Source organism: Pseudonocardia sp. TRM90224 (genome assembly GCF_021245725.1).
GTDB lineage: Bacteria > Actinomycetota > Actinomycetes > Mycobacteriales > Pseudonocardiaceae > Pseudonocardia.
The window spans coordinates 230,360-252,662 of record NZ_JAJGSX010000006.1; the positions used below are offsets into that span (position 1 = coordinate 230,360).

23 protein-coding genes are annotated in these 22,303 nt (G+C 71.5%); 14 read left to right on the forward strand and 9 right to left on the reverse strand.

The window, feature by feature from the left end; all coding sequences use genetic code 11:
- The first annotated feature begins 129 nt into the window (after positions 1-129).
- Positions 130-588 (forward strand): Lrp/AsnC family transcriptional regulator, encoded by a 459-nt coding sequence (locus LL648_RS11695; RefSeq protein WP_232662521.1) that lies wholly within the window; start codon positions 130-132, stop codon positions 586-588.
- A gap of 90 nt (positions 589-678) precedes the next feature.
- On the opposite strand, the gene lat is transcribed toward LL648_RS11695, so the two are convergent.
- On the reverse strand, positions 679-1,980 hold the full coding sequence (gene lat / locus LL648_RS11700) for an L-lysine 6-transaminase (RefSeq protein WP_232662522.1): 1,302 nt from the start codon (positions 1,978-1,980) through the stop codon (positions 679-681).
- Positions 1,981-2,061: 81 nt separating this feature from the next.
- On the opposite strand from lat, the gene LL648_RS11705 reads away from it, so the two are divergent.
- Positions 2,062-2,502 carry an Lrp/AsnC family transcriptional regulator gene (locus LL648_RS11705; protein ID WP_232662523.1) on the forward strand — a complete coding sequence of 147 codons (441 nt, stop codon included), beginning with the start codon at positions 2,062-2,064 and terminating at the stop codon, positions 2,500-2,502.
- Here LL648_RS11705 and LL648_RS11710 read toward each other — a convergent pair.
- Genes LL648_RS11710 through LL648_RS11720 form a run of 3 tightly spaced genes read right to left on the reverse strand, consistent with a single transcriptional unit; the run spans position 2,493 to position 4,792 of the window.
- Entirely contained in the window at positions 2,493-3,512 is a 1,020-nt protein-coding gene (locus LL648_RS11710) for an ETX/MTX2 family pore-forming toxin (RefSeq protein WP_232662524.1), read from the reverse strand. The two genes, LL648_RS11705 and LL648_RS11710, sit on opposite strands and share 10 nt — an antisense overlap.
- Positions 3,509-4,405, reverse strand: coding sequence for a hypothetical protein (locus tag LL648_RS11715; RefSeq protein WP_232662525.1), 897 nt, complete (start codon positions 4,403-4,405; stop codon positions 3,509-3,511). The genes LL648_RS11710 and LL648_RS11715 overlap by 4 nt, the downstream gene beginning before the upstream one ends.
- Before the next feature lie 54 nt (positions 4,406-4,459).
- The gene (locus LL648_RS11720) at positions 4,460-4,792 is read right to left on the reverse strand and encodes a hypothetical protein (protein ID WP_232662526.1); all 333 of its coding nucleotides are present in this window, start codon (positions 4,790-4,792) and stop codon (positions 4,460-4,462) included.
- A 143-nt stretch (positions 4,793-4,935) separates the two neighbouring features.
- Between LL648_RS11720 and LL648_RS11725 the strand changes: the two genes are divergently transcribed.
- Complete coding sequence (locus LL648_RS11725; RefSeq protein ID WP_232662527.1) at positions 4,936-7,437, forward strand: DNA translocase FtsK; 2,502 nt, start codon at positions 4,936-4,938, stop codon at positions 7,435-7,437.
- A gap of 305 nt (positions 7,438-7,742) precedes the next feature.
- On the opposite strand, the gene LL648_RS11730 is transcribed toward LL648_RS11725, so the two are convergent.
- Entirely contained in the window at positions 7,743-8,564 is an 822-nt protein-coding gene (locus tag LL648_RS11730; RefSeq protein WP_232662528.1) for an AraC family transcriptional regulator, read from the reverse strand.
- A gap of 9 nt (positions 8,565-8,573) precedes the next feature.
- On the reverse strand, positions 8,574-9,068 hold the full coding sequence (locus LL648_RS11735) for an amino-acid N-acetyltransferase (RefSeq protein ID WP_308190301.1): 495 nt from the start codon (positions 9,066-9,068) through the stop codon (positions 8,574-8,576).
- A 126-nt stretch (positions 9,069-9,194) separates the two neighbouring features.
- Here LL648_RS11735 and LL648_RS11740 point away from each other — a divergent pair, with 126 nt between their 5' ends.
- The 6 genes from LL648_RS11740 to LL648_RS11765 all read left to right on the forward strand — a co-directional run bounded on the left by LL648_RS11740 (position 9,195) and on the right by LL648_RS11765 (position 14,627).
- Positions 9,195-9,563, forward strand: coding sequence for a YciI family protein (locus tag LL648_RS11740; protein WP_232662529.1), 369 nt, complete (start codon positions 9,195-9,197; stop codon positions 9,561-9,563).
- Between the two features lie 5 nt (positions 9,564-9,568).
- A complete protein-coding gene (locus LL648_RS11745) occupies positions 9,569-10,690 on the forward strand; it encodes an epoxide hydrolase family protein (protein ID WP_232662530.1) in 1,122 nt (373 codons plus the stop codon).
- A gap of 68 nt (positions 10,691-10,758) precedes the next feature.
- A complete protein-coding gene (gene rimO, locus LL648_RS11750; protein WP_374112023.1) occupies positions 10,759-12,234 on the forward strand; it encodes a 30S ribosomal protein S12 methylthiotransferase RimO in 1,476 nt (491 codons plus the stop codon).
- Complete coding sequence (gene pgsA, locus LL648_RS11755; protein ID WP_232662532.1) at positions 12,231-12,833, forward strand: CDP-diacylglycerol--glycerol-3-phosphate 3-phosphatidyltransferase; 603 nt, start codon at positions 12,231-12,233, stop codon at positions 12,831-12,833. The genes rimO and pgsA overlap by 4 nt, the downstream gene beginning before the upstream one ends.
- A gap of 282 nt (positions 12,834-13,115) precedes the next feature.
- The gene (locus tag LL648_RS11760; RefSeq protein WP_232662533.1) at positions 13,116-13,541 is read left to right on the forward strand and encodes a helix-turn-helix domain-containing protein; all 426 of its coding nucleotides are present in this window, start codon (positions 13,116-13,118) and stop codon (positions 13,539-13,541) included.
- A gap of 273 nt (positions 13,542-13,814) precedes the next feature.
- A complete protein-coding gene (locus tag LL648_RS11765; protein WP_232662534.1) occupies positions 13,815-14,627 on the forward strand; it encodes a PspA/IM30 family protein in 813 nt (270 codons plus the stop codon).
- Positions 14,628-14,713: 86 nt separating this feature from the next.
- On the opposite strand, the gene LL648_RS11770 is transcribed toward LL648_RS11765, so the two are convergent.
- Positions 14,714-15,523 carry an Fpg/Nei family DNA glycosylase gene (locus tag LL648_RS11770; protein WP_232662535.1) on the reverse strand — a complete coding sequence of 270 codons (810 nt, stop codon included), beginning with the start codon at positions 15,521-15,523 and terminating at the stop codon, positions 14,714-14,716.
- Positions 15,524-15,646: 123 nt separating this feature from the next.
- Here LL648_RS11770 and LL648_RS45160 point away from each other — a divergent pair, with 123 nt between their 5' ends.
- Both LL648_RS45160 and LL648_RS11780 read left to right on the forward strand, forming a co-directional pair.
- On the forward strand, positions 15,647-16,969 hold the full coding sequence (locus LL648_RS45160; RefSeq protein WP_232662536.1) for a sensor histidine kinase: 1,323 nt from the start codon (positions 15,647-15,649) through the stop codon (positions 16,967-16,969).
- The gene (locus LL648_RS11780) at positions 16,966-17,601 is read left to right on the forward strand and encodes a response regulator (protein ID WP_232662537.1); all 636 of its coding nucleotides are present in this window, start codon (positions 16,966-16,968) and stop codon (positions 17,599-17,601) included. The genes LL648_RS45160 and LL648_RS11780 overlap by 4 nt, the downstream gene beginning before the upstream one ends.
- A 6-nt stretch (positions 17,602-17,607) precedes the next feature.
- On the opposite strand, the gene LL648_RS11785 is transcribed toward LL648_RS11780, so the two are convergent.
- A complete protein-coding gene (locus LL648_RS11785) occupies positions 17,608-18,363 on the reverse strand; it encodes a GNAT family N-acetyltransferase (RefSeq protein WP_232662538.1) in 756 nt (251 codons plus the stop codon).
- A 59-nt stretch (positions 18,364-18,422) separates the two neighbouring features.
- On the opposite strand from LL648_RS11785, the gene LL648_RS11790 reads away from it, so the two are divergent.
- The 3 genes from LL648_RS11790 (at position 18,423) to LL648_RS11800 (ending at position 20,258) form a co-directional block, all read left to right on the forward strand.
- Complete coding sequence (locus tag LL648_RS11790) at positions 18,423-18,716, forward strand: DUF6412 domain-containing protein (protein WP_232662539.1); 294 nt, start codon at positions 18,423-18,425, stop codon at positions 18,714-18,716.
- A gap of 102 nt (positions 18,717-18,818) precedes the next feature.
- A complete protein-coding gene (gene yidC / locus LL648_RS11795) occupies positions 18,819-19,799 on the forward strand; it encodes a membrane protein insertase YidC (protein ID WP_232662540.1) in 981 nt (326 codons plus the stop codon).
- 57 nt (positions 19,800-19,856) lie between these two features.
- Positions 19,857-20,258 (forward strand): RidA family protein, encoded by a 402-nt coding sequence (locus LL648_RS11800; RefSeq protein WP_232662541.1) that lies wholly within the window; start codon positions 19,857-19,859, stop codon positions 20,256-20,258.
- Here the strand turns inward: LL648_RS11800 and LL648_RS11805 are convergent.
- Positions 20,216-22,177, reverse strand: coding sequence for a flavin-containing monooxygenase (locus LL648_RS11805; RefSeq protein ID WP_232662542.1), 1,962 nt, complete (start codon positions 22,175-22,177; stop codon positions 20,216-20,218). The genes LL648_RS11800 and LL648_RS11805 overlap by 43 nt on opposite strands.
- Between the last annotated feature and the right edge of the window lie 126 nt (positions 22,178-22,303).

Genomic DNA, 22,303 nt, shown 5'->3' on the forward strand with positions numbered 1-22,303 from the left:
CTGGGCCCTCGGTGCTTGCGGGGACTGTAGAGGCATCGACGAAGTATTTCGAGGCCTGCTCGGGCAATTTTCGCCAGGATCAGTGGTTCAAACCGGGCTTGACAACGAAATCCCTACTAGCATGCCTCTGTGACCACGGCCGCGCCGCTCGATGACGTCGGGAAGGCGATCGTCGAGATGCTGCAGGTCGACGGGCGGCGACCCTTCGCCAGCATCGCGCGCGACGTCGGGCTCTCCGAGGCCGCCGTGCGGGCGCGCGTCGCCCGCCTGCAGGAGGCGGGGATCATCCACATCGTCGCCATCACCGACCCGCAGCAGCTCGGGTTCCGGCGCCAGGCGATGGTCGGGGTGCGGGTCGACGGCGACATCGTCGCGGTCGCCGACGCCCTCTCTGCGATGACCGAGGTCGACTACGTCGTCATCACCGCAGGCAGCTTCGACGTGCTCGTCGAAGCCGTCTGCGCGGACGACGAGCACCTGCTCGACCTGGTCACCAACCGCATCCGCGCCGTGCCGGGGGTGCGCAGCACGGAGACGTTCGTGTACATGAAGATCCGCAAGGAGCAGTACAACTGGGACACGCGCTGAGGTCAGGAAAGCCACTTTCATGCAACGTCATTGCATGAAAGTGGCTTTCCTGAACCTCCGGGACCGGCCGACGGCGGGGTCTCGGCGCCCCTACGCGACGGCGCGGGCGATCGCGGCGAAGGCCGCGTCGAGCTCGTCCTCGTTGATCGTCAGCGCCGGGCGCAGCCGCAGCGAGCGCTCGCCGCAGGGCAGCATCAGCACCTTGTCGGCGAGCAGCGCGCGTACGGCGGCGTCGCGGGCCTCGGCCGTCGGCAGGTCGAAGGCGATGAACAGGCCGCGCCCGCGGACGTTCGAGATGCCGCGCACCGCACGCAGGTCGTCGAGCACCCGCTTGCCGAGCTGCCCGGCGCGCTCGATGAGCCCGTCGGACTCCATCACCTCGAGGTAGCGGCGTGAGCGGACCATGTCGGTCAGGTTGCCGCCCCACGTCGAGTTGATGCGCGAGGACACCTGGAAGACGTTGGTGGGCACCTCGTCCAGCCGCCCGCCGGCCATGATGCCGCAGACCTGCAACTTCTTCCCGAACGCGACGATGTCGGGCTGCACACCGAGCTGCTGGTAGGCCCACGGCGTGCCGGTCATGCCGCCGCCGGTCTGCACCTCGTCCAGGACGAACAGGGCATCGTTCTCGTGCGCGAGCTCCTGCATCGCGAGCAGGAACTCCGGGCGCATGTGGTTGTCGCCGCCCTCGCCCTGGATCGGCTCGGCGATGAAGCACACGATGTCGTGCGGGTGCGCGGCGAACGCGGCGCGGGCCTGCTCCAGCGCCGCCGCCTCGGCGGCTTCGACCGCGGCCACGTCCATCGGGAAGCGGATCGCCGGGACGTCGATGCGCGGCCAGTCGAACGTCGGGAAGCGCGCGGTCTTCGTGGGGTCGGTGTTGGTGAGCGACATCGTGTAGCCGCTGCGCCCGTGGAACGCCCTGCGCAGGTGCAGGACCTTCGTCCCGAGGTGCTCCGGGCGGCCGTGCAGGGCGTTGTGCTGCTGCTTCCAGTCGAACGCGGTCTTGAGGGCGTTCTCGACGGCGAGCGCGCCGCCCTCGACGAAGAACAGGTGGGGCAGCGCCGGGTCGCCGAGCACCCGCTCGAACGTTGCGACGAACTCGGCCATGTGCGTCGTGTAGACGTCGGAGTTGGACGGCTTGTTGACCGCGACCGCACCCAGCTCGGCCATGAACTCGGCGTCGTCGACGAGCGCCGGGTGGTTCATGCCGAGCGGCGCCGAGGCGAAGAAGCTGAACAGGTCGAGGTACCGCTCGCCGGTGCGCGCGTCGACGATCCACGAGCCCTTGCTCGCACGGGTGTCGAGCACGAGGTCGAAGCCGTCGACGAGGAGGTGCTTGCGCAGGCTCCCGTGGACGTTCTCTGCGGTGATCCGAGCGGTGGCGGCCATGAATCAAGTGTCTTGACGGAATCCTGACGGCGCACGATGCCGAGCGTCGGTGTTGGCGTGCGAAGTGCCACCATGTCGCCCGTGACGTCGACGAATCGTCAGATCGACGAGTTGGACCGCACCTTGCTGACCTTGCTGGCCACCGACGGGCGGGCCACCATGGCCGATCTCGGGCGCGTCGTCGGCCTCTCGCGGACGGCCGTGCTGGCCAGGGTGCAGCGCCTCGAACGCGACGGTGTGATCCGCGGCTACCGCGCCGACGTCGAGCTGCCGGGCCTCGCCGCGGCGCACCGCGCACGCGTCGGGCTGGTCATCCGCACACCGGACGTCGCCGGGTACGTCCGCAGGCTCGCGACGCTGCCGGGGATCAGCGAGGTCGAGACCGTCACCGGCGAGTACGACCTGCTCCTGATGGTCACGGCGCCCAGCTCCGGCGAGCTGGACGTCGTGCTCGACACGATCTCGGGGTGGCGCGAGACGATCCGCACCACGACGTGGGTGGTGCTGCGCCGCTACGGCTGAACCGCGTCGGGATCGGTGAACGAGAACCCGCCGGTGAGGTACTCGACGCCCTGCCACGTGCCGTTCTCCTGCTCGTCGACGGTCGAACCGTCGCCGAGCGTGCGCCGGACGGTGAACGTGAACGGCACCTTCGCCGCGCACCGGCTGATCTCGCCCCGCACCCGCACGGCTGCCCCGGCCGGGACCTTCACCGGCACGCCCAGCTCGAGCGTCGTGACGACCTCGCGCATCACCGCGTTGGAGTACGTGAACGCGTACTTCGCCGACACCTCGATCTTCGCCTTCGCCGCCGCCGCGAACATGCCGAGCTCGACCTCGCTGGAGTACAGCAGCTGCAGCGATGCCGAGACCTGCGTGGTGACGGTCTCGGCCGAGCGGTCGGCGATCGACTGCTGCAGCGTCAGGTCCTGGTCGGTGTCGGAATCGTTGCGCACCGTCACGTCGAGGACGAACAGCGGCGGCATGTCGTGGCGCTGCGAGCGCAGCCGGTCGTATGTGGGGCCGCTGACCAGCTGCTGGTCGACGACGTAGAACGTGGGTCCCGCGGTGCCGTCGTTCGCCAGCTCGATGCTCCACAGCGCGTTGCGCCGCTCGCCCGGCTCCTGGTGGTAGAGCCGGCCGTCGGCGGTGTCACCGGCGGCGAGCGCCTTGCCGTGCTTGGCGTCGACGAGGTGGAACATCCCTGGAGCGGTGGTGGCGGCCTTCCACCGGCAGTGGGGCCGGCCCTCGTAGTCCCGGTAGTGGTAGATCCGCTCGTCGTACCGCTCGCCGGCGCCGAGCGCGCACCCGTGCCGGCGGTCGAGGACATAGTAGTGGCCGTCCCCGGCGTCGACGAACCTCCATTGCGCCGGGTCCCGGTTCTCGTGGGGCTGGTGGTACACGGGAGGCATCTCGTCGACGGGGACCGAAGGATCGGGGCCCGAGTACCCCCTGCGCGTGGTGAACACCTCGCCTGCCACAACGCACCTGCCGTGAGCCTTGTCGACGATGTGGAAGTACCGGTCGGTCATGATCCGGTCACCGGGTGGGAGTAGGTGATCTCGCCGGTCGTGTATGCGACGTTGCTCCACGTGCCCGGTTCGACGTGGTCGTGCGTGCTGCCGTCGGCGTAGGTGGTCCGCAGTGTCGACTCGAAGGGAACGTCCGTGCGGGCGCGGCGCATCTCTCCTTCCACCTGCACCGGCTTCCCCGACGATCGGATCGGCACCACCCACGCGAAGCTGACGGTGCGTTCCGTCGTGGCGCCGGAGGTCCTGCTGAAACCGAACTCGGCCTTCGCCTCGAACTTCGTCTCGGTCTTGCTGATGAGCTGGCTCGCCCCGGCCATCAGGCTGAGCGACAGGGTCAGCCCCAAGGTGGCGGAGTGCTGGAACGTGACGGTCTCGGTCACCTTCTCGCTGTACCGGGGGGTGAGCACGAAGCTCTGCGGTCCGACGTCGGAACCCACGGTCGTGCGGGAGATCACCAGCTGCGGCGGGGTCTCCAACCTCGTTGCCTGGTCGAAGGCGTACGAGATGTCGACCAGCTCCTGCTTCGTGATGTACATCGCAGGCCCGCCGGTGCCCTCGGACGCCAGCTCGAGCGACCAGAGGGCGTTGCGCCGGTCGCCGGGCGGCTGGTGGTAGAGGTTGCCGTCGGCCTGGTCGCCCGCGACGAGCGCTCGGCCGTGCTTGCGGTCGACGAAGTGCACCACGCCTGGTGGGGACGCCACGGTGGTCGGCGGCTCCAGCTTCCACTGGGCGTTCCGGCGGCCCTCGTAGTTGCGGTAGTGGTAGATCCGCCCGTCCCAGTCGTCCCCGCCGCCCAGGAGCGCCCTGAACGACTGGGACCTACTGCGCGACGCCCAGGCGGCGCCCTCGCGGCGTTGCGCGAATACGTCGATACAACAGCGGTATCGCCGCATCCGCGCGCCTTGCGAGGACACCACCTGAACGCCGCTCGCTACGGCCCCAGTCGTTCAGAACCCTCCTGGCGCGGCCCGGTGCCGGCGGTCGATCAGGTAGTAGTGCCCGGCGGCGTCGGGGACGGGGACGAACCGCCATTGGGCGGTGTCGCGCCACGAGGGCTCCGCGGCCTTGTCCACGGGCGTGGTCGAGCGCTCGCCGGCCGGTTCGCGGGCCCCCGCCGATCCGGCGGCGCCCGGCTGCCCTTCCGGGACGGCGTCGCCGTGCCAGACGTAGGGCGTGCCGGTGGCGATCACGCCGGACCCGCGGCGCATCTCGAACTCGTTGCCCGCCACCAAGAACTTCCCGTGGGCAGTGTCCTTCACGACGAAGTACCGATCCGGCATGCCGTTCCCCCTCGCTCAGCTGCCGCGTCCGACAGCCGAACTCGGGCCTCGTGTGTTCCGCGTTACAGCACCGCAGGCCCCGGCGGGCGCGCAGGGGTGCGTCGTAACCCGGTTGGGGTGGTGCTCCCGGATACCGTGTGGGCATGGCTGGACGTGCGACGACGAGCCGGGCTGCCGCGGGCAAGGGCACCTCGGGTGGCTCTGCGCGCACGCGGAACACCACCCGCAACACCACCCGCAAGGCCACCTCGGCGTCGTCCCGGCGCACCCCGGCGCGCCGCCCGTCCAAGAAGAACCCCGATCTGCTCGACCGCGCGATCGACGGCACGGGCCGCGGCATGCTCCGGTTCGGCCGCTCGATGGGCAAGGCCGTCGGGCGCACCCGCGAGCTCGACCCCGCCCACCGCCGCGACGGGCTCGGTGTGCTGCTGCTCGTGCTGGCGGTCGTCAGCGCTGCAGGCATCTGGTTCGGGGCCGGTGGGCCGATCGGCCAGTGGATCTCGATGGCCATCAAGTACGTGGTCGGGCTGGGTGCGGTCGTGCTGCCGGTGGTGCTGGCCGGGGCGGGTGCGCTGCTGATGGCCACGCCGCCGAGGCCGGAGTCGCGGCCGCGGATCGCCGTCGGCACGCTCCTGCTCGCACTCGGTTCGCTCGGGCTCGTGCACCTCATTGCGCGGCGGCCGGACGAGCCGTCGCGGTGGGTCGAGGGCGGCGGCGCGGTCGGATACGTCGCCGCCACCCCGCTCGCAACCGGCCTGACCAGCTGGGTCGCCGTTCCCGTGCTGATGCTGCTCTCCGGCTACGCGTTCCTGGTGCTGACGGCCACGCCGGTGCGTGCGGTGCCGAACCGGATCCGGCGGCTGCTCGGCAAGGAGGTGCCCGAGGAGGAGCCGGCCGAGCAGCCCGACGCGATCGAGGGCGACGTCGCGGCCGTGGCGCTGCGCCGCCCGTCGCGGCGCCGGCAGGCCTCGCGCGTCGCCGACGTCTACAAGGACGAGGGCGGCGATCCCGAGTCGGAGGCGGCCGAGGCGCCCGAGACCCAGACGGCGCGCAAGAAGAAGCCGGGTGCCGTCCCGGCCACCCCGCCGGCCGAACCGGAGCCGCAGGGCGCCGTCGGCGAGCAGCTGCGGCTCACCGTCGCGGTCGGCGACGGCGTCCCGTACAAGCTGCCGCCGAGCGACCTGCTGCCCACGGGACCCGTCCCGAAGACCCGCAGCCGGGCCAACGACGCCATGATCGAGTCGATCGCCGGTGTGCTGGAGCAGTTCGACATCGACGCGCAGGTCACGGGCTTCACCCGCGGCCCGACCGTCACCCGCTACGAGATCGAGCTGGGCAAGGCCGTCAAGGTCGAGAAGATCACCCAGCTGACCAAGAACATCTCCTACGCGGTGGCGACCGACAACGTGCGGATCCTCGCGCCGATCCCGGGCAAGTCGGCCGTCGGCATCGAGGTGCCCAACACCGACCGCGAGATGGTTCGCCTCGGCGACGTCCTGCGCAGCGGCAACGCGCGCGCCGAGCAGCACCCGATGGTGATCGGGCTCGGCAAGGACATCGAGGGGCACTTCCTCACCGCGAACCTCGCGAAGATGCCGCACCTGCTCGTCGCAGGCTCGACCGGCTCCGGCAAGTCGAGCTTCGTGAACTCGATGCTCGTCTCGCTGCTGTCGCGCGCGACGCCCGACGAGGTCCGGATGATCCTCATCGACCCGAAGATGGTCGAGCTGACCCCGTACGAGGGCATCCCGCACCTCATCACGCCGATCATCACCCAGCCGAAGAAGGCGGCGTCGGCACTCGCGTGGCTCGTCGAGGAGATGGAGCAGCGCTACCAGGACATGCAGGCCAACAAGGTCCGCCACATCGACGACTTCAACCGGAAGGTCCGCTCCGGCGAGATCACCGCGCCGCTGGGCAGTGAGCGGGAGTACCGGCCCTACCCGTACATCCTGTGCATCGTCGACGAGCTGGCCGACCTCATGATGACGGCGCCGCGTGACGTCGAGGACGCCGTCGTCCGGATCACGCAGAAGGCCCGCGCGGCCGGGATCCACCTGGTGCTGGCGACGCAGCGGCCGTCGGTCGACGTCGTGACCGGGCTGATCAAGACGAACGTGCCGTCGCGGCTGGCGTTCGCGACGTCGTCGCTGATCGACTCGCGGGTGATCCTCGACCAGCCAGGCGCCGAGAAGCTCATCGGCATGGGCGACGGGCTCTACCTGCCGATGGGCGCCGGGAAGCCGGTGCGCATGCAGGGCGCGTTCGTCGACGACGACGAGATCTCCGAGGTCGTCAAGTTCACCAAGGACCAGGCCGAGCCGGTCTACACCGACGGTGTGACGGCGCAGAAGGCCGGCGAGGCCAAGGAGATCGACCCGGACATCGGCGACGACCTCGAGGTGCTCGTGCAAGCCGCCGAGCTGGTCGTGACCTCGCAGTTCGGCTCGACGTCGATGCTGCAGCGCAAGCTGCGCGTCGGGTTCGCGAAGGCCGGGCGGCTGATGGACCTGCTCGAGTCGCGCGGCGTCGTCGGCCCCTCCGAGGGCTCGAAGGCCCGCGACGTGCTCGTCAAACCCGACGAGCTCGACGGCGTCATCTGGCTCATGCGCGGCGGCGGCCCCGTCGACGACGAGGACGAGTAGCCGAAATGCGCGACACGCCCGCAGAAACGCAGGACTCGCGGGCCGTGCGGCGAGAGTCCCGAGTCTCGGTCGGCGAGTCCCACGTTTCGACGGGTGAGTCGACACCTTTGGCACGGTGAGTCGACACCTTCGGCACGGTGAGTCGACACCTTCGGCACGGTGAGTCGACACTTCGAGCGCGGCTGGCGCTGCTGGGAGTGGCGACTCACCGTGCTGGAAGTGACAACTCACCGTGCTGGATGTGGCGACTCGCCGTGCTGGAAGTGACAACTCACCGTGCTGGATGTGGCGACTCACCTCGCGGGTCAGGCTTCGGGGCGCTCGGCCAGCCACTCGGTGGCGGTGACGCCGGCGAGGTCGCGGAAGTCGCGGGCCAGGTGGGGCTGGTCGACGTAGCCGGTGTCGGCCGCGACCTGCGCGAGCGCTGGCCGGCTCGGGTCCCTGAGCAGGTCGCACGCCCGCTCGAAGCGGATGACCTTGGCGGCGGCCTTGGGGGCGAGGCCGATCTCGTCGCGGAACCGCTCGGCGAGGTGGCGTCGGCTCCAGCCGACCTCGCGGGCCAGCTCCTCGATGCGGATCGTGCCGCCGCTCTCGGCGATGCGGTCCCACGCATACCCGACCTCGGGCAGCACACCCCGCTCGCCCGGCCCATCGACGGCGAGCCTGCCGAGCTCCGCGTCGAGCAGCGCGAAGCGCTCCCGCCAGTCGCCCGCCGCCGCGAGCCGGTCGAGCATCGAGCCGGTGCGCCGGCCGATGATCGCGGCGAGGTCGACTGTGTCGCCGGCCAGCTCCGCCGCCGGCAGCCCGAGCAGCGCGCGGGTGCCCCGCCACGTCAGCCGCAGCTGCAGCCCGGTCTGCGCCTCGCCCTGCGCGATCTCCGCGGGCGCGGCGTGCAGCCCGCTGACGCTCGCGGTGAACCGGCCGGGCGGCTTCGCCGGATCGGCGTTCGACAGGACCTCGACGGCGCCGTCTAGGCAGAGCAGGAACGTCAGGTGCCCCGACGCCACCCCGTGGTGGACGCCGGGCGGTGTGGCCTCCATCCGGTACCCCGCGTAGAGGCTCACCCACTGCCGCAGCGGCGGCGCCGGCCGGCGCCAGCTCAGCTTCGGGACGGTGGGGGCGTCCATTCCCGCAGGTTACAGCTGCAGGAGCATCCGCACGTTGCCCAACGTGTTCGGCTTGACGTGCGCCAGGTCGAGGAACTCGGCAACACCGGCGTCGTACGAGCGCAGCATCGCGGCGAACACGTCCGGTTCGACGGGGGTGCCGTCGATCTCGGCGAAGCCGTGGCGGGCGAAGAAGTGCTTCTCGAAGGTCAGGACGAACAGCCGGCGCAGCCCGAGCTCGCGCGCGCCGTCGATCAGCGCGCCCACCAGCGCGTGCCCGACCCCGCGGCCGACCACCCGCGGGTCGACGGCCACCGTGCGGACCTCACCGAGGTCCTCCCACAGGACGTGCAGCGCGCCGCAGCCGACGACCTCACCGTCGAGCTCGGCCACCAGGAACTCCGGCACCGATTCGTAGAGGGTGACGATCTCCTTCGCGAGCAGCACCCGGCCCGCGTAGGCGTCGACCAGCTGCTTGATCGTCTTCACGTCGGCGGTCCGTGCCCGCCGCACCAGCGTTCCCACGACATGCGAGCCTAGATCCGGCTCGCATGTGACCGTGGTCACGCCCTTGCAAAAGTGTCGGGAACGCGCGTGCCGCTCCGAGGTCCCATCGAGCGGCGCACCCGGCGCCGTCGACGGGAGTCCGACATGAAGTACCTGATCCTCGCCTACGGGTCGCAGCGCGACTTCGACGAGCTGGTGTCCGGCTCGGAGCTGGAGTCGATCGACGCCTTCCTCGCGGCGTTCACCGCCGACCTCACCGCATCGGGTGAACTGATCGACACCCAGGGCCTCGCGCAGCCGAAGGAAGCGCGGCTCGTCCACATGCGTGACGGGAAGCGGGTGGTCACCGACGGCCCGTACGCGGAGACGAAGGAGGTGCTCGCCGGCTACTGGCTCGTCGACTGCGCCGACATCGACCGCGCGACCGACATCGCCGCGCGCCTGTTCGAGTGCCCAGGCCCGATCCCGGAGTTGGGCTTCGAGGTGCGGGCGCTGCTGGGGGAGGAAGGGTGAACGGCGTGGACGCGACGATCCGACCGCACCGCCTCGCCGTCCCCGAAGAGGACCTCGCCGACCTGCGGCAACGCATCGAGCGCGCCCGCTGGGCGCCGGAGCCCGCCGGCGGCACCGGCTACGGCGTCCCGACCGCCCGTGTGCGGGAGCTGGCCGAGCACTGGCACGACCGCTACGACTGGCGCCGGTGGGAGGCGCGCTTCAACGCGCATCCGCAGTTCACCACCACCCTCGACGGCGCGAACGTGCATTTCCTGCACGTCCGGTCACCGGAGCCGGACGCGCTGCCGCTGGTGCTCACGCACGGCTGGCCCGGGTCCGTCGCGGAGTACCTCGAGGTGCTGGGGCCGTTGAGCGACCCGCGTGCGCACGGCCTCGACCCGGCGGTCGCGTTCGACCTCGTCGTGCCGTCCCTGCCCGGCTCCGGCTTCTCCGGCCCGACCCCGGACGCCGGGTGGGGCCTGCGGCGGATCGCCGGCGCGTGGGCGGAGCTGATGGGCCGGCTCGGCTACGAGCGCTTCGGCGCGGTCGGGAACGACTGGGGCGGCGGTGTCGCGTCGGCGCTGGGCAACGTCGTGCCCGAGCGGCTGATCGGCGCGCACGTCACCCAGACGTGGGACCCGCCGCCAGACGACGATCCCGGCTGGGTGAAGCGGCTCTCGCCGAAGGACCGCGCGGCGTGGGACGCGTTCCACCACTACGTCGCGTACGAGGCCGCGTACGGCGTCGTGCACGGCCAGCAGCCGCAGACGATCGCGCACGCGCTCGCCGACTCGCCGGTCGGGCTGCTCGGCTGGAACGCGCAGGCCATGCACCAGCACGGGCTCGACACCGAGCAGATCCTCACCCACGTGACGATCCACTGGCTCACCAACACCGGCGGTTCCGCGATCCGGATCTACGCCGACGCCGAGCGGGAGGAGCCGTTGCCCATCCCGGCGGACGTCCCGTTCGGGGTGGCCCAGTTCCCCGGCGACCTGCCCTCGATCCGGACGTTCTCCGAGCACCACCGCGACGTCAGGTCGTGGACCGAGCACGACCGGGGCGGCCATTACGCCGCTCAGGACGCACCCGACCTGGTGGTGGAAGACGTCCGGCAGTTCTTCGCGACCCTCGCACACGGCTGAGCGAGCCTGGGCCGATCGGGCAGGCAACCCGTGCTCGGTCGGGCGGCGACGCCGCGCCGGATACCCTGGTGCCCGTGCCAGAACCCCGTTCCGCTGCTGCTCCGCGGCGTGCCGCCCTGCTGACGTTGGGCTGCGCCCGCAACGAGGTCGACTCGGAGGAGCTCGCCGGCCGCCTCGAAGGGTCGGGGTGGGAGCTGGTCGACGCCGATGACAAGGCCGACGTGATCGTCGTCAACACCTGCGGTTTCGTCGAGCAGGCGAAGAAGGACTCGATCGACACGCTGCTCGCGGCGTCGGACGTCGCGAAGAACGGCGGGGCCAAGGTCGTGGCGGTCGGCTGCCTCGCCGAGCGGTACGGCGCCGAGCTCGCCGCGAACCTCCCCGAGGCCGACGCCGTGCTCGGCTTCGACGCCTACCCCGACCTCGCCGAGCGGCTCTCCGACGTGATCGGCGGGCACGCGCCTGCGCCGCACGTGCCGGTCGACCGGCGCACACTGCTGCCGATCTCGCCGGTCGCGCGGCCGTCCGCGGCCGTCGACGTCGAGATCCCCGGCCACGCCTGGGTGCCGAACCTCGCCCGCCGCCGCCTCTCCGACGGCCCGGTCGCCAACCTCAAGCTCGCGTCGGGCTGCGACCGCCGGTGCGCGTTCTGCGCGATCCCGTCGTTCCGCGGCTCGTTCGTCTCCCGCCCGCCGGACGACGTCGTGGCCGAGGCGGCCTGGCTGGGCATGCAGGGCGTGCGCGAGCTCGTGCTGGTCAGCGAGAACTCCACGTCGTACGGCAAGGACCTGCCGGGCGGGACGCAGGCGCTGGTCAGGCTGCTGCCGCGGCTCACGCACGTGCCCGGCATCGACCGCATCCGCGTCTCGTACCTCCAGCCGGCCGAGATGCGCCCCGATCTCGTCGACGTGATCGCCTCGACGCCCGGCATCGCGCCCTACTTCGACCTGTCGTTCCAGCACGCGAGCCCCGCGGTGCTGCGCCGGATGCGCCGCTTCGGCTCGCGCAAGGACTTCCTGGACCTGTGCGCCCGCATCCGCGAGCGCGCCCCGGAGGCCGGCATCCGCAGCAACGTGATCGTCGGCTTCCCCGGCGAGACGGAGGAGGACGTCGCCGAGCTCGAGGCGTTCCTCACCGGCGCGCGGCTCGACGCCGTCGGCGTCTTCGGCTACTCCGACGAGGACGGCACGGAGGCCGCCGGATACGACGGCAAGATCGACGCCGACGAGATCGCCGCGCGCGTGGAACGCATCACGTCGCTGGTGGAGGAGCTGATGACGCAGCGCGCGGAGGACCGCGTCGGCACCGAGGTCACGGTCCTCGTCGAGACCGCGGAGGACGAGGACTTCGAGTGCACCGGGCGTGCCGACCACCAGGCGCCCGAGGTCGACGGCGAGTGCGTCGTCGAGCGGGGCTCCGGGCTGGAGGTCGGCGACATGGTGCGGGCGGTCGTCGTCGGCACCGAGGGAGCCGATCTCGTCGTCTCGCCGCGCGAGCTGGTCGCGCGCAGCGAGCTGGTGGGTGCGTCCAGGGGCTCGGGATGACCTCGGCGCCGGCGGGCGGAGCGCCGCCGCTGCTGAACATCGCGAACGTGCTCACCGGCATGCGGCTCGTCCTCGTCCCGGTGTTCATGGTGGCGCTGCTCGCAGAGCAGGGCCAGAGCACGAGCTGGCGGCTCATCGCGTTCGGGGTGTTCGCCGTGGCGTCCATCACCGACCACTTCGACGGTGAGCTGGCCCGCCGCCGCGGTCTCGTCACGGCGTTCGGCACGATCGCCGACCCGATCGCGGACAAGGCGCTGACCGGCGCGGCGCTGATCGGCCTCTCCGTGCTCGGTCAGGTGCCGTGGTGGGCCACGATCGTGATCATGGCCCGCGAGGTGGGCATCACCGTGCTGCGGTTCTCCGTGCTGCGGCACGGGATCATCCCCGCCAGCCGCGGCGGCAAGGCGAAGACGTTCGTGCAGACGCTCGCCATCGGCCTCTACCTGCTGCCGCTCGAACCGCTCGGCGCGGTCGTCTTCTGGGTCCGGTGGACGGCGCTGGCACTCGCGATCGCGCTCACCGTCGTCACCGGGATCGACTACGTGCTGCGTGCGATCCGCCTGCGCGCGTCCGCCCCAGCACTCCCGGATCGGCCCTAGCGCGGCGGCCACGAACGTCATCCGGGTCGCTCGCGCGCCCAGACGACGCCTCGCGGCGTTGCCGCCCTTGCAAAGACGCCCGGTCTGAGCTGCGGGCGGCGCCTTGCGAGGCGCCGCCTGGATCACGCGATCAACCCGGCAACGTCCGTGGCCACCGCGCCAGCAACCCCTCGATCGGTGTCCGTGTTCGCCGTGGGCGGACGCCGCCGCCCCGTGCGGGCGGCGACGTGACGGCCCAGATGTCGGTACGGTGATCTCACCGGCACGAGAAGGAGGTTTCGCATGGCTGTGCTGATGCGAGAAGCGATCGGCGACACCCTGCGGCGTGCGCGCACCGCGCGCAGGCGGACCCTCCGCGATGTGTCGCGTCGCGCCAGGGTGAGCCTCGGATACCTGTCCGAGGTGGAACGAGGGCGCAAGGAACCGTCGAGCGAGCTGCTCGCGGCCATCTGCGACGCGCTCGACATGGCGCTGCACGAGCTGCTCAGCGAGGCCGCCGAGACGATCGCGGAGTCGGCCGCGGCTGCCGCGGAGCGCCAGCGCGCCCCGATCGGCCTGCGCCACATGGACCTGCGCATCGCCGACGCCCGCCCGGTCGGCCAGCCCACCGGCGCGCCGATGGGCGTTCCGATGCCCGGCACCGTCCCGATCGCACCGGTTTCTCCGGCCCTGCCCAGGCCCGTCGGGGCGGTGCGCGCCGCCGCCTGAGGCTGACCACTCGATTTCACGACGATGCCCGCGACCATTCCGGTCGCGGGCATCGTGGTATTTCCGCGTTCTTTGTCGTCGCGCAACCGTGACGACCGGTAGCCTGGCCTCCGGGTCGCCCCGACGTAGGCCTCCGGAAGATCCCCGATATCGTCGCCGCGTGGTGGAAGCCGCGCCATTCCGGTGCCACGATGGGGCGAGGAGCACCGGCGGCCGGTTGAGTTGGCGGTTGTAGACGGCGGTGACAGACGGCACCCGGAGGTAGGCGGAAAGATGGCCAGTCCGTTCGTGAAGGCCTGGAAGTACCTGATGGCGCTGTTCTCGTCGAAGGTGGACGAGTACGCCGACCCGAAGGTGCAGATCCAGCAGGCCATCGAGGAAGCCCAGCGGCAGCACCAGGCGCTGTCCCAGCAGGCTGCTGCCGTGATCGGCAACCAGCGCCAGCTGGAGATGAAGCTCAACCGCCAGCTCGGCGAGATCGAGAAGCTGCAGGCCTCGGCCAGGCAGGCGCTCGTGCTCGCCGACCAGGCGCGCGCGGCCGGCGATGAGGTGAAGGCCGGGCAGTACGAGCAGTCGGCGCAGGCGTTCGCCACGCAGCTCGTCACGGCCGAGCAGTCGGTCGAGGACATGAAGACCCTCCACGACCAGGCCATCCAGGCCGCCGGCCAGGCCAAGACGGCCGTGGAGCGCAACTCGATGATGCTCCAGCAGAAGATCGCCGAGCGCACCAAGCTGCTCAGCCAGCTGGAGCAGGCGAAGATGCAGGAGCAGGCCGCCGCGTCGCTGCGGCAGATGAGCGAGCTCGCCGCGCCGGGCAACACTCCGTCGCTGGAGGAGGTCCGCGACAAGATCGAGCGTCGGTACGCCAACGCGATCGGCTCCGCCGAGCTCGCGCAGAACTCCGTCCAGGGCCGGATGATGGAGGTGCAGGCCTCCGCGGTCGACATGGCCGGTGCGAGCCGCCTGGAGCAGATCAGGGCGTCGCTGCACGGCACACCCGTCGCGGGTGAGGTCACGGCCGGCGACAAGGCGGCCGCGCCCGCGCCGCCGCAGCTGGGCAAGCAGCAGCAGCCCGGCACGGCCTGAGCGGCCCGCCAGCAAACCGCTGTCCCGAACGGCCCGCCCGTCCACCCGCTGGACGAGCGGGCCGTCCGCGTCTCCGCCCGAATGGGTCAGCGGCCGGGCGGTTGCGGGCCGGGCTGGCACTTCGGGCACCAGTACGCGATCCGCGCGTAGATCCCGTCGCCCTGCTCGGCCGTCCGGATGCGGGTGCCGCAGCGCCGGCAGCGCTGCCCGCCGCGTTCGAACACCCACTGCTGCCGCCCGCGGCCGAGCTCACCGGTCGTCGACTGCTGCGGACGGTCCGCGTTGCGCAGCAGGAGCGTCCGGGCCAGCTCGATCGCGGCCGCGGGATCGGGCACGTCCGCGGTGAGCGTCCACGGCGAGATGCCGAGCAGGAAGCAGACCTCGGTCTTGTAGAGGTTCCCGACCCCGGCCATCACCCGCTGCTCCAGCAGCACCAGCCCCACCTCGGACGCCCCGCGCGCGGTGAACCGGCGCAACGCCTCGGCCGCATGCTCCGCACCCCACGCCGGGTCGAGCAGGTCGGGACCGAGGTGTCCGACGAGCGTGTGCTCGGCCGTCGTCGGCAGCAGCTCCATGTCGTGCAGCGCGAAACCGACGGCCACCCGGTCTGCGGTTTCGAGCACGGCGCGGGCCTGGTGCGCGGGCCGCTGCCACGCCATCCCGGGCCGGTAGAGGTGCCACGATCCGTCCAGCCGCAGGTGGCTGTGCAACGTCGTGCCGTCGTCGAAGCGCGTGAGCAGGTGCTTGCCGACCGACGCCACGTCCAGCACGGTGCGCCCCGCGAGGTCGGCCCCGACCAGCCGCGGGTGGCGCAGCTCACCCTTGGTGAGCTCGTGACCGGCGAGCGCGGCGCGCAGCCGCTTCGCCGAGAGGTACACGGTGTCGCCCTCTGGCACCGATCGACCGTACATCCACCGATCGGTCGATCGTGCTGCCGCGACGGCCGATTCGGGGCCCTCCCGGCCCAGTGGATGATCGATGCTGGTCAGGTGGTGCGGCGGGACGGATACCGTCGCCAGGTGGGACGGAGCGGCGTGCCCGGTCACGAGCAGGGTCACGAGGGGGACGACGAGCGGCTCGCGACGGTCGAGCGGCGGCTCGACGTCGTCATCAGCCGGTACACGCCCTACCTCGGGCTCGGTGTCGGGGTCGCGCTGACACCGGTGGTCATCAAGGACGGCTCGCCGCCGTTCTGGCTGCTGGTCGGGGTGCTCTCCCTCCTGACCGTCGGGTGGTGTGTCGTGTACTCCGGTGGGCGGCCCGCGCGGGCGGAGCGGGCGCCGCACGGGGCGATCTACATCGGCGGCCTCCTTGTGCTGATGGCCGTGCTCACCTACGCGTCGCCGCTGTTCGCGTTCCTCGGGATCGCGGTGTTCACACACGCGTTCCTCTTCCTGAAGGGGCGCTGGCGCTTCGCAGCGGTCGGGGTTGCCGCCGTGATGGTCGCCTTCGCGCAGGTCGGCGGCCGGTTCGTCGCGCTGACCCCGTTGGTGGTGCTCGGCATCGCGGTGCTGGCGGTGCTGAACGCCCTGCTCACGGGCACGTTCACCTACTACGGGGTCTACCTCTCCGCGCAGAGCGCCCGGCGCGGCACGATGATCGACGAGCTGAACGCGGCGAACGCGCAGCTCTCCGAGGCGCTGCGGGAGAACGCCGACCTGCACGCGCTGCTGGTCAGCCAGGCGCGGACCGCCGGCGTCCACGACGAGCGGGCCAGGATGGCCCGCGAGATCCACGACACGATCGCGCAGGGCCTCACCGGCATCGTCACCCAGCTGGAGGCGGCCCGGTCGACCGCGGACCCGGCGACGGCCGACCGGTACGTCGACACCGCTCGCGCGCTCGCCCGGGAGAGCCTGACCGAGGCCCGTCGATCCGTCGCGGCGCTCGCCCCCGCGGATCTCGTCGACGCCCAGCTGCCGGACGCGATCTGCGACATGGCGACGCGGTGGGCGGCGACCACCGGCGTGCGGGTGTCCGTCGACACCACGGGCGATCCACGACCCATGGTGCCGGAGATCGAGGTGGCGCTGTTCAGGGTGGCGCAGGAGGCGCTGGCGAACGTGGGGAAGCACGCCGCGGCCGGCCGGGTTGGGCTGACGCTGTCCTACATGGGCGATCTCGTCGTGCTCGACGTGCGGGACGACGGCTGCGGGTTCAACCGGGCCGAGCTGGCGGGGCCTGCCAGCGGGTCCGGGTTCGGACTGGCGGCGATGGAGCAGCGGGTCCGCCGGGTGTCGGGCACGTTGACGGTCGAGAGCGCACCGGGGGAGGGCACCGCGATCAGCGCCGGCGTGCCCGCGATCCTCGCGGTCGCCGACACGCGTGAGGAGCGAGGGTGATCAAGGTACTGATCGTGGACGACCACCCGGTCGTCCGGGACGGGCTGCGCGGCGTGCTCGACGGGGCGCCCGACATGGACGTCGTCGGGGAGGCCGGGCACGGCGCCGAGGCGCTGGCCAGGGTCGCGGCCGCGGAGAACGGCGTCGACGTCGTGCTCATGGACCTGCGCATGCCCACGATGGGCGGGGTCGAGGCGATCCGGGAGCTGCGGCGCACGGCGCCGTCCGTGCGGGTGCTGGTGCTCACGACGTTCGACACCGACCGCGACGTCCTGCCCGCGATCGAGGCCGGCGCCACCGGCTACCTGCTCAAGGACACCCCGCGGGAGGACCTCCTGCGGGCGGTCCGCTCGGCGCACCGGGGTGAGGCGGTGCTCTCGCCGGCCGTCGCGGGCCGGTTGATGGGGCAGATGCGGGAACCAGGTGAGGACGCGCTCAGCGCTCGCGAGCTCGAGGTGCTGCGGTTCGTCGCGGCCGGCTCGACGAACCGCGAGACGGCGCAGAAGCTCTTCATCAGCGAGGCGACGGTCAAGACGCACCTGCTGCACATCTACGCGAAGCTGCAGGTGCGTGACCGTGCGTCGGCCGTCGCCGCCGGGTACCAGCGCGGGTTGCTCGTCCCCGACGGGTGACGAGGGTCAGCCGGGGATCGGGATCCCGACGGCGTAGAGCACGTCCTCCCGCTCCTTGACGAACCCGACCTTCGTCGCGACCGCCTGGCTGGCGAGGTTGGTGTACGAGGTGCTCCAGCACGGCTGCTTGCCGCGGCTGCGGATGTCGGCGGCCGCGGCGGCGGTGCACGCGGTCGAGAGCCCGGTGCCCCGATGGCCGGCGTCGGTGACCACACCGATGTCCTCGAAGCCCGCACCGACGTAGAACGGCACCGCGATCGACACCGGCCGGTCGTCGACGAACGCCGCCCAGCCCAGCTCCGACTTCGCGAGCCCTTCGGCGCCGTCCCAGGTCTCGTGGATCCAGCTGATGTCCTCGTCGAGCGCGGCCAGCCCGGCCGCGTCGGACGCGACGAGGCGCCGCACTTCGGGCCGGGGCGCCGGCAGGTCGACGTCGTCGGGGAGGACGTAGATGATCCGCCCCCACCCCTTGGCGTTCGGATGGACCTCCTGCAGGGCGGGCAGCCACTGTGGGGGCGCCTCGACGAACCCGGCCATCGGGCTGTCCAGCCCGTCCGGGCCGGTCAGCTGCGTCGGGGCGCCGCGGAGCTGGTAGTTGCCGCCCGGCAGCGCGACGACGACGGACCGCGGGTCGTCCGGGCGGTCGACGAGGCACCGGCCGACACCGCTGCGGACGGCGTGCTCGAACATCATCGGCCCCGGTCGTTCCGGGAGGAACCACGGGCGCAGGTCGGGGATCTGCTCGCGGGCGACGGTGTGCACCCCGGCACCTTGCCCGGCCGTCGGCGGCCGCGCTACCCACTTCCAGGTACCCTGGCGCCATGCGAGGGGCGTGGGTCCAGGCGGCGGCATTGCTGCTGCTGGGCTCCGTGCTGGCCGGTGCCACCGGCGAGCACGCCCTGATCGTCGGCGTGATGGGCGCAGTGCTCGTCGCATGTGGGCTGGTCAGGCGCGCCGAGATGGGTGTGCTGGCCACCGCGGGGTCCACTCCCGCGATCACCGCCCGCGAGCACCACCGCGCGCTGGCCCGACGTGCCGTGCCCCGCCAGCGTGATCCCGACGCCGCGGGTCACATCCGTTCCCGAGCCCCGTCCGGAGCAGTTCCGGCGGTGTAGCTGCGCGCTCGCCGCCGGGTCCCGGTCCCTGTCCCGGCTGCTGCTCTGGAGCGCTGTCATGCCCTGCTTCGTCCTGTCCGATCCCGGCGCGGAGGTCGCGCCGTGCTAGACCCGATCTACTACGCGATCTCGGCCGTCATGTGGTTCTGGCACGAGGTGCTCGGATTCCTGCTCGGCCCCACCAACGGCATCGCGTGGGCGTTGTCCGTGGTGTTCCTCGTCCTCACACTGCGCGCGCTGATGATCAAGCCGATGCTCGCGCAGATGCGATCCGGGCGTGCCATGCGCGCCCTCTCTCCGCACATGGAAGAGATCCGCAAGCGGCACGCCGACGATCCCGCCAAGATGCTGAGCGAGAACAAGAAACTCCGCGAGGCAAACGGTGTGAAGACGGCCGGGACGCTGATCACCGCGTTGGTGCAGATCCCGGTGTTCCTCGGCCTGTTGCACGTGCTGCGGATGTTCAACCGGCCGGGGCTGTCGTTCGAGCAGAACGCCGCCATCGCGAACTACGCCTTCCCCGCCGACGACGTGCGGTCCTTCCTGGAGGCACGGCTGTTCGGCGCGCCGCTCTCGTCGTTCCTCACGATGCCGCAGGAGCTGCTCGACTCCTTCGGTGCGCACGTCGACCGGTGGCAGGTCATTGCGGTCGTCGTACCGCTGACCCTGATCGCCGCGGTGGCGACGCACTTCTCGGCGCGGCACTCGCTGACCATCTCGCCGATGGACGGCCCGGCAGCCTCGATGATGAAGCTGATGCCGTGGATCTTCCCGCTCGGTGTGCTCGGCGGCGGGTTGTTCTTCGGGCTCCCGGTCGCCGTGCTCGTGTACTGGCTGACGAACAACGTGTGGACGCTCGTGCAGCAGCCGCTGTTCCACCGCAGGCTCGAACGCCAGGCGGCGGCAAACCCGCCGCCGCCCGTCGTCGTACCTGCGGCGACCGCGCCCGGAGCGGCCGCACGGGCTGCGCCCAAACCCGGCGCGAAGCCGCTGCCGAAGCGCGAGCCCGGAGCCGGGGTGGCGACCGCGACCAAGCCGCGGCGGCACGCGTCGGGGCATCGACCGAGCAAGAAACGCCGCTGAAGGACCCTGGCGCTGAAATGATCTGACCCGCGTCACGAGGTGCGGCAGGATCGGCCCATGCCCGTCGAGCTCGTCCGTGCCCCCGCCCTCACCGGCGCCGTCCCGTACGCCTACGCCGCCGTGGTCCCGCCGGGGTCGCGGTTGATCCAGACCGCGGGCGCCTGCCCGATCGACGTGAACGACGAGGTGGTCGCGCTCGGCGACATCGCCGGGCAGGCCGCGCAGGTCATGGACAACCTCGAAGTGGCGCTGCACGCGGCCGGCGCCGGGCTCACCGACGTCATGCGGACCACCGTCTATGTCGCGAGCACCGAGCAGGCCGACCTGGTGAAGGCTTGGGACGTCGTCCGCGCGCGGTTCGGCGACCACGACGCCCCGAGCACGCTGCTGGGTGTCACGGTGCTCGGCTACGCGGGTCAGCTCGTCGAGGTCGACGCGGTTGCGGTGGTCCCGGAGTAGTCGGGCTCCAGCAGGAACTGCGACCAGTCGACCGCCCGGGTCATGGCCCAGTAGTCGACGATCCGCCACGGCAGCGCGCACACCACCCGACCAGCGGTGTTGCGGTACCAGTTGCGCATGCCGGGGTGCGACCAGATCATCCGCGCGTGCGCGGCGTCGAGGCGCCTGGCGTACTCCTCGTACACCTCGGGGCGGCACTCGACGGCGCCGATGCCGCGCTCGACCATCGTGGTGAGCGCGTCGACGATGTAGCCCACCTGGCACTCGGCGATGGTGATGAAGCTGCCGCCGTGGCCGAGCACGGTGCCCGGACCCAGCGTGAGGAACAGGTTCGGGAAGTCCGTGACGGTGATGCCGAGGTGCGCGTCGGCGTCGTCCTCGCCCCACGTCTCGCGCAGCGACCGCCCGCTGCGACCGCGGACGTCCATCGGGTGCAGCAGCTTGCTCGCCTCGAAGCCGGTGCAGAGCACGACGACGTCCGCGTCGACTTCGGTCCCGTCGGCGCCGCGAACACCCGTCGGCGTGATCTCGGCGACCGCTTCCGTGACGAGCTCGACGTCGTTGCGCCTCAGGGCGCCGAACCACCCGTTGTCCAGCAGCATCCGCTTCCCGAACGGCGGGTAGTCGGGCAGCGCCTTGGCTAGCAAGTCGTCGCGGCCGGCGAGCTCGGCCTCGAAGTAGCGTGTGAAGACGCGGCGCTGCCCGTCGTTCTGCGCGCAGACCGACCGCTCGGGGTGCTCCCACTCCGGGTCGATCTGCAGCGCCGGGTGCACGCGGTCGTTCATGACCCACGCCAACCGGGTGCGGTACCAGCGGCGGTAGAACGGCACCTGTTCGAGCAGCAGCTGCTGCGCCTCGACGATCGAGGAGAAGTACACGTCGTTCGGGGCCACCCACTGCGGCGAGCGCTGGAAGATCGTCGTGCGCGCGGCCCGGCCCGCGATCGCGGGCACGATCTGCATCGCGCTCGCGCCCGTGCCGATGATCGCGACCCTTTTACCGGTGACGTCGAGTTCGGCGGGCCAGTGCGCGGAGTGGAAGAGCGAGCCCTGGAACGTGTTGATGCCCGGCAGGTTGGGAATCTTCGGCCGGTTCAGCTGCCCGACGGCGGAGATGACGGCGTGCGCCTCGATCCGCTCGCCGGTGGTCGTCGTCACGGTCCAGCGCTGCCGGTCGGCGTCGTAATCGGCCCGGGCGACCTCGGTGCCGAACCGGATCCGGCTGCGCAGGTCGTGGGAGTCGGCGACGTCGCGCAGGTAGCCGAGCACCTCGTCGCGCTTGCCGAAGTGCGTCGACCACTGCCGTGGCGCGAAGGAGTACGAGTAGAGGTGGCTGGGCGTGTCGACGCCGGCGCCCGGGTAGCCGTTCTCCAGCCAGGTGCCGCCGACCTCGGCGTTCTTCTCCAGCACGACGTGGCTGATGCCGGCTTCCCCGAGCCGGATCGCCGCCAGGATCCCGGAGACGCCGGCGCCGATTATCACCACGTGGAAGTTCCCGCCGTCGACCCGCCGGACGGGCTGCGCCGGAGCGAAAGCCATGTCCTTCGCGGCCATCTCGGCGTACTCGGCGGGCACGGGCTCGCCCGTGGCGAGCGTCATGAGAACGGTCAGCGGGTCGCCGACCGGGGCCGGGACCGCCGGCGGGCGACCCGCTGACCACGCGAGCACGGCGTGGAGGGTCGCCGTGCGGAGCTCGTGGCGGACCTCCTCCGAGAATCCGCCGTTGTCGTTGTTCTCCATGCCACGGCTGCGGGAGGGCCGGAACGGCTCCTCCAGCCAGCGTCGGTCGCCGGTGAGCTGGTACAGCACCGGGACGAGCGACGGGAAGTTCGCGTGGCGCAGTGCCTCGTCGAGCGCGTTGCGGTCGATCGGGGCGCCGGGAACGGGTTCGGTCAAGAATGCCTCGGCGCCACCCCTCATGACGCCGAGGCTAACTGCTGATCAGGCGATGCGGTGGGTGAAGCTCGAGCCGATCACGCCACCCTTGGCGATCCCGAGAACCGTCACCGCAACTTCGATCCGTGCATCCATGTCATCCCCCTGATG